Origin of the sequence: Butyrivibrio sp. INlla14, assembly GCF_900102515.1 — a bacterium.
Taxonomy (GTDB): domain Bacteria; phylum Bacillota; class Clostridia; order Lachnospirales; family Lachnospiraceae; genus Butyrivibrio.
Map to the genome: position 1 here is coordinate 101,237 of NZ_FMVS01000015.1, position 10,120 is coordinate 111,356.

Consider the following 10,120-nt stretch of genomic DNA (forward strand, 5'->3'; position numbering starts at 1 on the left):
ACTACTTAGCCTCCCTGCACTATCATTCGTCTCTTGTTGGCATTCCACATAGATACGCCAAGGGCAATGAGAATAACAGCCCAAAAGGCCTGAATACCGTATATCCTAAATGCTTCCTGTGGCAAATATTCCCCGGTATAGAGTCTTATAGGGGCATCAAGGAGCTGGGCATATGGTAAAAAAGTAATAATCTTCTGCCAGCTCTCTGGAAATAGCGTCAGTGGAAAAAGATTTCCCGAAAGTGTCATCATCAAAAGATTAAGAAGACCCTGCATTCCCCTTGGATCAAGGGTTTTCATGGTAAAGGCCACCGTAATATTCTCAAGTGCGCAGACGCATAAAAGTCCCAGCAAAAGAGCCGGCAGCGCTGCCAGTAGTTCTAGAAAAGACGCCGGCAAGCTTATTCCCCAGCCCTTTGGAAGAAGAAACGCTACTATCAGCATTGGCACCGCGCGCATGAGACTTCCCATGAGCTTTTGCGCCATGATCCTTGCATAATAAAAGCCGTACATATCTACAGGGCGGCACATGTCATAGGCTATATCACCTGACCTTATCTTATCAACAAGCTCTGAGTCTGAAGCCAGCATCATTCTGAAAAAAGCCTGCTGCAGCCAAACATAAGTCGCTACACTTTCTATCGGTATTGACTGAGGCTTACCGGCGTAAAGTGCCCTATACAGTGCCACCAGAATAAGGCCAAAGAACATCTGGCAAGCAATTCCTCCAATCATGGCCCCTCTATATTGAAGCTCCATTCGAAGCCTCATTTTAAAAACAGTAAAGTATGGCATAATATTCCTCTTTATAGGTCCAGCTCCTTGTACATGGCTGCGATCATATGATCAGTGTTCTGGGGCTGTAATGTAAGCTCGCTGATGTTTCCTGCTTCCTGCAATAATCCCAAAAACTTCGATGTAGGAAGCTTGGTTGGATTGTAGCTTAGTTCTATTCCATCTTCTGTATGACTACAGCTAACACCCTCAGGAAGCCTTAAGTCCGTGATAGTTCCCTCGTATTTTATATTTACATTTCTGACAGTGTCATAACGCTCAAGAAGGTCCGGAAGCTTTCCGTCAAAGAGTTTTTTGCCATGGCCTAATACCATAACTCTTGAACAAAGTGCCTCGATATCTTCCATATCATGGGTTGTCAGCATGATTGTTGTGCCATACTCATTGTTTTCCCATTTAAGAAAATCCCTTAGAGCAAGCTTACTAACTGCATCAAGACCGATAGTTGGCTCATCAAGAAATAGTAGCTGTGGTCTGTGGAGAAGTGATCCGCACAGCTCTGCTCTCATTCTTTGTCCGAGACTAAGGAGTCTTAGAGGCGTCCTCATAAGTTCTTCAAGCTGAAGGGCACTCGTTAGCTCTTTTAACCTGGATTCATAATCTCCCTGCGGAATTCTATAGATATCTCTGAGAAGCATATAACTATCGATTATGGGAACATCCCACCAGAGCTGGCTTCGCTGGCCGAAGACTACTCCGATGTTCCTTACGTGTCTTTTTCTTTCTTTCCATGGCACTATGCCGCCAACAGTTACTTCTCCTCCATCTGGCGTAAGGATTCCGGACAGGATTTTGACCGTTGTGGACTTACCTGCCCCATTTGGGCCAATGTAACCCACAAGTTCCCCTTTATCCACAGAAAAAGAAACTTCTTTAAGGGCATTTACAATTTCTTTTTCCCTAAGAAGTTTTCCTTTTTCATGTTTCTTTTTAACTGTGAAATTTTTCTTTAAGTTTTTTACTTCTATATAGCTCATGATTTCTCCTCGATAGTGGTCCATTCCCTAGCATCGTGCAATGAAGGTTCCATACTCCTTCTGCAGATTGATGGCGCCATCTTCTTCATGGAGTTTGAGCATATTAAGGATCTCATCTCTTCCCATATTTCCAATGCCATGTAGAGCCTTCAAACTCTGAAGATAATCTGCAAGATCCTCTATATTTGTAACATGAAGAGAGTCCTCGTAGCGGCGCACCTCTATATCCGCAAACTCTTTTCCCAAAATGTCGCTTCCGTTCTGAAGGGTAAAGAGTTGATTAGGGTCATAGCTCTCACCAATAAGGCCAAACCACTCAGCTATAATATCGTTGAAATTGTGCTCGCCATACGTAGCGCTGTAGAACACGCCGTCATCCTTGAGGGCTCTTCTGATCTCGCTGACTGCTTTATCAATGTCTGGTACGTGATAGAGCATCATGTTAGCAATAACTATGTCAAAAGAACCATCCTCAAAAGGTATATTCTGAACATCAATCTGCCTGTATTCTACGTTTGCATGCTCTCCAACATTCTTCCTTGAAGTTTCAAGCATGCCTTCAGAAAAGTCTGATAAAATCAGCTTATCACACTTTGCGATGAGATTGTCGTGCCCTTTCCACATATCGCCTGTTCCGGTACCAAGTTCAAGAACCTTCATTCCCTCTTTTATCTCATAGTTAGATATGAGCCAGGGCCCAAACCCCATCTTGTTTGTTGAATACATGTTGTGGAAGTTGATTCTGGTATCGAGGCTTTTGGATGACGCATACTGTGCCTTTACTGCCTCTTTATCGTTACTGCTTCCCATTTTCATGCTAATTTGTCTCCTTATGTCTAATGATTTTCACCATTAAATCTAGTGCATGCCCTTTAGTTTTAATCATAATTGTGTGAATTTTCTGAAAAATTAGATATTGAAAAATTATACTTTATGCCCTGTTCTTTCGCAACATTTATATTATGTTCCAATATAACACACTGTCACATCATCTCGATAAACTTGAATTGGGAATGGACCATTCCCAATGGGTTTATAATTCGTTACAATTTGTTGTTTCATCATCCGCAAACCCTTGTAAATACTAAATTTGCAGATGTTTTGCTTTCCCTTATGTTTTCCCTTGTGTTATATCGTCCCATGACACTTTACGAGTGCTGATAAGGGAAAAAACAAGGGAAAGATTTCACGATAACACAATATAACACCTGATGGGCAATAGGACTGTTGAGATGCTTTTTATAATTTTCCTAATCAGTAAGTTTTATCCAGTATCGTTCCAGGTTAATTCCTTCATTCGGTACACTTACTGTCGATTCATAAATTCCGCCATTCTTTTGAATAGTTTTTCTGCTTGCTTCATTATCGTCAATACATGTTATAAGGACATCGTTAATTCCCATCTCCTTGCACTTGTTTAATCCGATTTTAAGCATCTCAGTAGCATAGCCCTTACGGCGCTCACTTGGTGCAACAGAATATCCGATATGTCCGCCATATTTTTCAAGGAATTCATTGAAGTAGTGACGTATTTGAAGCATTCCAACTATTTTGTTGTCATCTTCTTTTACATAAATGTATTGAGTTGCAGGTATCAATCCATCAGTTACAGTTTCTTCCTTCTTGCTCAAAACACAGTACTCAATCCATTCTTTCGGATCCTCCATGCGTCTAAGAGCTCCTGTACCATCCATAGAACCACCTTCATCCAGGAACTCCTGTCTATAATCACGAATCTGGCTCTCATATTCACATGTAGGCTCAATAAATCTCATAGTTAAAACAACTCCTTTGTCAATATTTTCTCCGCAATCTGTTCCAGAAACTTTTCATGGGTATCGATATGAACTGGATGCCGATAACTTTGCAACGCTTCAAGGCACTTGTCGATATTCTGCATGCACCAACAGCCTTCTTTCTCTCGTCTGTCTAAAATTCTGTCATGAACAGTCTGATGATCAGCTTCCAGTACAACTAAATGTGTATCAATTCCGTCTTTGTGCAGATTCTCAATGATCCGATAAGAGTTCTGCCTAAGAAGTGTCATAGGTACAATAACATTATTATGGAAATTCTCATGTATATCCTTTATAAGTTTGTAGCAAAAATCTCCCCACAGCTCATAGTCCTATCTTATATATCCATCCAAATTCCCTGATCATGGATAGATGCGCCTTCAACAGACTTATAAAATCTCTGTGCCTCATTATTATTAGCCATAAGCGCAATCAAAAGAGATACATTCTTAGTCTTAAGCTCTTTTCGTAGTTCGTCCAAAAGAGCCTGTGCAACCTTATTATGTCTTTCATTCTTGAGAACGCATATCCAATCCAAATATGCAGAACAACATGATGCATCACTCCTGCTGGATATCAGAGATGCATCTATTCTACCAATTACTTTGTCATCTCGCACAGCTATATAGGATACAGCCGTATTGAACCTGCTATCTGAAAAAGAACCAAATAATGCATTCTTATAATTCTCATCCGGTTCCCAATAATATGTATCCGGCTCCTGTTTGCGAAGCTCTTTTTCATATTCAAGCACCATTTCTATGTGCTTTTCCTCAAATGGTATTATCTTGAAATCTTCCATTTTTTACTTTCACTCCTTTAATCTTTATTTGTTATTCTGTATCAATTTTGACCTTTATTTCCGTGTCGTTTTGCTCTCTCATTTCGTAAATCATTTCCAGTTCTGCTATAACATCTTCTTTTCTTCGAATAAACCCCTCAAAATGACTGACTAACAAGAAGGTAGCGTTTAGTTTTTTCAAAACTGCTATTTCTTCCTGCAAAAGCCAGGCATCATATATATAACAGCCATCTCTCACTTTGCTGTAAAGTGCATCGCCCACAAATGCATAAGTATTGTCTACTTCCAAGCCCAAACTACCTTTTGTATGGCTGGAAGGTAAGGGAAAAATATGCAGATTTCCGATATAGAGGCTTCCACACACAATTTTCCCTTTGGAAATATATTCATACGTTTCTTTTGATAAGTAGAGTTCCCTGGTTTGAATCTTATTAATATTTCCAATATGGTCCTGATGAAAGTGAGACAAAACTATATTATAACCTCCATCCAAATCAGTTATATGATTCTCTCCGTTGCCCACATCATAGAGCCAAGTGACGCCGTTATCTCGAATAATCCCAATTTCTGCGGAGAGAGGGTTTTCAGAGGATGCAATGTAACTGATCTTATCATTTATTTTTATTTCGTCCATTTATCGCCACCACCAAAACTTCGATTTGAAGTGCTTGCTTTTTCCTTCCTCGCATGATATTCTCTATATTCCAAATGCTTCGAGAGCCAGATTCCAGTATTTTTCCGGAACGCATCTCCAGTCTACTTTACCTTCTTCTTTTTCACACAATTCGCAGGCTTTTGATAGAATCTGAACTTGAGATACATCTTTTCCGAGTAATACTGCTTTAGCTACCCTATACCATCCGGGAGCCTGCACAGATAAGTTTTCTTCGTCCATCTCCTGAATGGTCTTTTCCACATCATAAGTGAGTGTGTGAAATTCAGTCTCCCACATTCCACCACATGCAAATAGCATCATAAACTGCGCTTTTCCGTTACTTTTAAGTGGGGTTCCAACCGATCCAGGATTAATTATTCTTTTTCCGCCACGAACATATTTTGTTTGAATATGAAAGTGCCCACAAATTGTTAATTCTGTTTCCAGCCGTTCTGTCAACGCATCAATATAATCATAATCCTCACGCAGGCTCTCATTAACCTTAAACGGCGACCCATGACATATCACAAAGGGAGGCATATTATCATATTGCATAGTCTTTGAAATTGGCATTTTTTCAAATTCTTGAATTTGAGTATCTGTAAGGTGCGCATATGAATATTGTAACATACCGGACCCTGAGGTTCCGGCTTTCCAAATCCAATCATTATGCTTTCCGTTTTTATGATCAATCCAATAGTTTTCTTTGTTTCCACGAATTAAAGTGCAGGGATATTCCTTCTTTAGCTTTGCTAGACATTCTAATGTCCGTTCGGGATAAGCCATTTCACCAATATAATCCCCAAGAAACAGGAATTCTTCAGTCCCAAGTCTCTTTGCCTCGTCTATACATCTCTCCAATGCAACGTGATTGCTGTGGATATCAGCCATAACTGCTATTTTCATACTTTCAAAACCGCCACTTTCCGATAGTTTTTCTCCAATATCCGGAGCCCCTCCTCCAAATCATTACCGAGAACCTCTTGGATCTTTTCGAAATCATGCTCCCTATGAAGCTGATCCATCACTTTTAGTAGTTCCTTTTTTCCATATTTGCGGGTGAACAAAGCCATTGCTTTTACTGCATTCACATCATCATATCCATAAAAGCCTTTCCTGCAGTCTATAATTTGATCACATTCATAGCTCCCGTCAATATGTTTTTCCATGCAACATGACGTGTTGGGACATACTTTCCCAGGTTGATTCATTGCATCGGAACATGTATTATAGGCTGTTCTGCAGCCTCCGCACCACTCCTTTAAAAAGCAATGATTACAGGATAATCCGCAGCGTGCGATTGGGTCTGTTCCTTTTCGCGCTTTCTGACACAACCTATCCTTGATCCGACACATTGCTTCAATGTGCATGATCCAATGCCTTGAAAACGGCATTTTAATAAGCCCACGGATATCTTTCTCGCACCAATAATCGACGAGCCATACCGCATCTTTATCCGTGCTCACACAATGGCTATCCTTCACTCTGTTCTTATCTTCTTCAGAAAAACATCGTTTTAAATCAGTATATGTAAGGCTTCGTAGCATTTCATTTGTTGATTCCATAACTGCTTCGCAGTAGTGGAACACTGCTTCTACATCCAGTTTTTTTGAGAATTCCGCAATCTCTTCTCCCTTTAATTCATTTCCGGTAGTGATAATAGGGCTTCCCGTTTTCTCCTGCCATCCGCCTGAAAACAGAACCTGCTCATCCCCACTGATCAATGTATGCGTCACAATATCTTCAATCCTGAAGATGTGCCACATGGAATAGACCAACGTCTTACTATGATAACCATCAGCTCCGGCAAAAGGCATATGATAAAATGCCTCCTTGGGAAATGCATCCGCAATATATGATATCTGAGAAAACAAATCCTTTCTTAAGTCAACCAGCACATCTATACCCTCGGCGAAGGTCGTTTCCCTGCCAACGAGAGACTGCATCCTTTTATTTTTCTCCGACCATTCTTTATTCATTCAAAGTCCTTTCTTGAAGCAGATGATCCTGTTAGCTTCTTCGAATCCCAATGCAAGATGAAGCTTCAAACACGCCATCAAGCGCATCATGTCTGGATTCCTTCTTCCGTTAAGTTCAACTATTGCAATTCCACCAAGGATCTTATTCTTCCTTCTTCTCGAATTCTTCCAGATTTAATTCTCTCCTAAGCTCGTCTTTGGTCGGCATGTACGGTAAATATTTTGCAGCAAAAATCTGCCTATTGTCTTCCGGCAGTGTATATTCAACCAAGGTGTCACTCTTATCAGCACAAAGCACAATTCCAATCGGAGGGTTATCGCCTTCGTTCATGAGCTGACGTGTGTAGTAGTTCACGTACATCTGCATCTGGCCTATATCCTGGTGTGTAAGATCGCCTATCTTCAGGTCTATCAATACAAAGCATTTCAAGATGTAATTGTAGAAGACCAAATCAATGTAGAAATGACGTCCGTCTACATTAAAGTGTTTCTGCCTTGCTACAAATGAATAGCCTCTTCCCAATTCGAGCAAAAACTTCTGCAAATGGTCTATTAACGCCTGCTCCAAATCCGACTCATAGAAGTGTTCATTTACTGGAAGATCTAAGAACTCCAAAACATACGGATCCTTTATAATCTTTTCATATTCCGGTTGTGGTTCTAAAGTATCAATTTCAGCAGCTACGCTATCCTTATCCTTACTGGCCAAAATTCTCTGATAATAAAATGAATTGATCTGTCGGTCAAGTTGTCTGGAACTCCAACTGCATTTTACTGCTTCTTCAAGGTAAAATTTACGTGCATTTTCGTCTTCGACCCTCATAAGGCTTCGATAATGGGTCCAACTCAATTCCGAACGCAGTGCGTTCGCATTTGGAAATTTCAAATGAAACTGGCGCATCATTTGTAGGTTACGCACAGTAAAGCCTTTTCCGAACTCTGTCGTCAGCTTATCTGCCAAGTATTGCAGAAGCTGCTTTCCGTACTCAGCGCGTTCGCTTTCTCCACATGCCTCATAAATCTGCTTGCCAATATTCCAATATGCCGCGACCATTGCAGAATTAACAGCCGCATTTACTTGTTTCTGCGCCGCCACTATATATCCGCGCACGGTATCATATGTTTTCTGATTCGAAATCTTACTACCTTCATTTATAACAATCTGATTTTCAGTCATTTATTTTCCCTCCAATATCACATAAAAACCCAAAATATATCCTACCATAAATATCAACTGTTTTCAATGAAAATCCCAGTAGATATGCGGCCTATCGGCTTATGTCTTTCTTCTTTCCGGTGGGCTTTCTTTCGGCGTTTTGCCGTCTTGCTTCTTCCTGCGCTTCCTTGAGCATTGCCCTGACGGATACTCTTGCTTTACCCATCTGATCCTTAACCTTCTTCGTCAGTTCTCTGGTCTTTTCTATGGCAGCTATCACCTTGTTCATCACCTTTTTGATGATTGGAAGAGTTCTTTCGGGATTTGGGATCTCCACATAAGTTTTTCCGGTCTTACTTTTGACAGGATTATCCAGCGCCTTTGCGAAGTTTTTTATGTCATCGTAGCCCTCCGGAGCAATCCCCATATCTTTAAGATCATCCCGCAAGCCCTGTACTATCGGAACTTCCTTCTCTTCAAGTTCCTCGAGCCACTTTTCCGTATCTGCTTCCGTTTCCTGCCGTACTTCCTGAATACTTTCTATATCTGCCTGTACCTGTTTTTCCTGTTCCTTTACTTCAGAAATGGTACGTTCCGCTGCTTCTTTAACCGCCTGTGCCTGCCTCGTGGCATCGGCCGCTTCCTCAAGAGCCGTTTGTGCTTTGAGTTCCGCAATGGTACGGTTACCTCCGATGGTTGTTCCGTTCAGTACCGGATACAGGTTCTTTTCTGAATGAGTATCAAGGAACTTTTGAAGTTCGGGATGGAACACCGACATCTCGATCTTATCAATCAGTTCCTTTGCACATACCTTTACCCTCGGAGGTTTATCAGGGTTCTTTGCATTCCACTTTTTGTCCTCTATCACCGGTACAAAGAGGAAATGCATATGGGGAGTTATTTCATCCATATGTACATATGCAGAGATCACATTTTCCTCCCCATACCTTTCGGTAAGAAACAAATACACCAGCTCAAAGAACCGTTTGGTCTCTTCGCCGGTGTATTGCACTTCCTTAAGTTTCGGTACAGTATCCTCAGTGATCGTACCGTCCTTATGGTGGACGGTCTTCTGTTCATAAACGATGTTCCCAAGATCATCAAGTACAGGTACATGAGTCGGAAGTGTAACGCACCATCCGCCGTACACATTCACATCAGCTCTGTTAAGGCACTTGACATTAGGGTCCGAAAGTCGCGCTTCAAGGCGTTCCCTTTGTTCCCCGCTGTTGGGACACATGTTGTAATTAAGATGCGTTCTTGCCGGATCGATACGCTGGTTTCCCAAAGTGATATAGTTTCCGTTTTCGTCCTTTTTTCTTTCGCAGTGGGCGAATAGCCCGTAATCACCGCGAGTGAATTTTTCAAAGTTGGCCATAGCCGTCACTCCTTTTCCCAAATTTCTTTTTTGGTATAGGCAAGCTATACCAAAATTTCATTTTGGTAGCTTGCTCATGGCTGCGCCCCGAGACCCTGCAGTCGCCCGATGCACGGCATCAGGCTCCTTTAAAGCCCCGCCCAATGATAAATGTCGCGTGTCCCCGGTGTACACCGCACCACACCCGCTCATTCATCATCCTCAGCCGTTCCGTCTGCCGGTACATCCTGTTCCGAAAAAGCTCCCGCTTTCTCAGGAACAGTCCGTACCTTCACGGCGGTGCTTTGCTTGCCCGATGATGCAAATGCTCCGTTTTCCTCCGTCGCTTTTGCAAGTACCTCATCGAGCTTCACAAGATCTGGTTCGTCACCGAGATACCTGCGCACTACTTCGGCAATCTTCCGATTGTCCTTCTCCAGTGCGCGCTCGTATTTCTCGGTGATCCGCTCCAGATCTTTCTTAAGTTCCTTCGTGCTTTTTTCTGCTCTAGGCATTTCTTTTCTCCTTTCCATCCATCGAATCCATCAGTCATTTTGTACCGGCTTACGGTAAATATGTCAGCCGGTTACCGCACAGTTACATA

General features: G+C 41.8%; 12 protein-coding genes. All 12 read right to left on the reverse strand.

Features of this window, described 5'->3' with window-relative positions; all coding sequences use genetic code 11:
- Positions 1-5: 5 nt before the first annotated feature.
- Positions 6-794 carry an ABC transporter permease gene (locus BLO53_RS11205; protein ID WP_092061517.1) on the reverse strand — a complete coding sequence of 263 codons (789 nt, stop codon included), beginning with the start codon at positions 792-794 and terminating at the stop codon, positions 6-8.
- An 11-nt stretch (positions 795-805) separates the two neighbouring features.
- Positions 806-1,795: an ABC transporter ATP-binding protein gene (locus BLO53_RS11210; protein ID WP_442857214.1), complete on the reverse strand. Its 990-nt coding sequence runs from the start codon at positions 1,793-1,795 to the stop codon at positions 806-808.
- A 3-nt stretch (positions 1,796-1,798) separates the two neighbouring features.
- Complete coding sequence (locus BLO53_RS11215) at positions 1,799-2,587, reverse strand: class I SAM-dependent methyltransferase (protein WP_092061524.1); 789 nt, start codon at positions 2,585-2,587, stop codon at positions 1,799-1,801.
- A gap of 434 nt (positions 2,588-3,021) precedes the next feature.
- Positions 3,022-3,546: a GNAT family N-acetyltransferase gene (locus BLO53_RS11220; RefSeq protein WP_092061527.1), complete on the reverse strand. Its 525-nt coding sequence runs from the start codon at positions 3,544-3,546 to the stop codon at positions 3,022-3,024.
- A 2-nt stretch (positions 3,547-3,548) separates the two neighbouring features.
- Complete coding sequence (locus BLO53_RS11225) at positions 3,549-3,818, reverse strand: hypothetical protein (RefSeq protein ID WP_092061531.1); 270 nt, start codon at positions 3,816-3,818, stop codon at positions 3,549-3,551.
- A gap of 86 nt (positions 3,819-3,904) precedes the next feature.
- Positions 3,905-4,369, reverse strand: a complete 465-nt coding sequence (locus tag BLO53_RS11230; RefSeq protein WP_092061534.1) for a GNAT family N-acetyltransferase — start codon at positions 4,367-4,369, stop codon at positions 3,905-3,907.
- Positions 4,370-4,400: 31 nt separating this feature from the next.
- On the reverse strand, positions 4,401-5,003 hold the full coding sequence (locus BLO53_RS11235; protein ID WP_092061537.1) for an MBL fold metallo-hydrolase: 603 nt from the start codon (positions 5,001-5,003) through the stop codon (positions 4,401-4,403).
- A 63-nt stretch (positions 5,004-5,066) separates the two neighbouring features.
- The gene (locus BLO53_RS11240; protein WP_092061540.1) at positions 5,067-5,930 is read right to left on the reverse strand and encodes a metallophosphoesterase family protein; all 864 of its coding nucleotides are present in this window, start codon (positions 5,928-5,930) and stop codon (positions 5,067-5,069) included.
- Positions 5,927-7,003: a hypothetical protein gene (locus tag BLO53_RS11245; RefSeq protein ID WP_092061543.1), complete on the reverse strand. Its 1,077-nt coding sequence runs from the start codon at positions 7,001-7,003 to the stop codon at positions 5,927-5,929. The genes BLO53_RS11240 and BLO53_RS11245 overlap by 4 nt, the downstream gene beginning before the upstream one ends.
- A gap of 142 nt (positions 7,004-7,145) precedes the next feature.
- The gene (locus BLO53_RS11250) at positions 7,146-8,180 is read right to left on the reverse strand and encodes a PDDEXK nuclease domain-containing protein (protein WP_092061546.1); all 1,035 of its coding nucleotides are present in this window, start codon (positions 8,178-8,180) and stop codon (positions 7,146-7,148) included.
- Positions 8,181-8,271: 91 nt separating this feature from the next.
- A complete protein-coding gene (locus tag BLO53_RS11255; protein WP_092061548.1) occupies positions 8,272-9,537 on the reverse strand; it encodes a plasmid recombination protein in 1,266 nt (421 codons plus the stop codon).
- A 188-nt stretch (positions 9,538-9,725) separates the two neighbouring features.
- Positions 9,726-10,031, reverse strand: coding sequence for a hypothetical protein (locus BLO53_RS11260; RefSeq protein ID WP_092061551.1), 306 nt, complete (start codon positions 10,029-10,031; stop codon positions 9,726-9,728).
- Positions 10,032-10,120 lie beyond the last annotated feature (89 nt).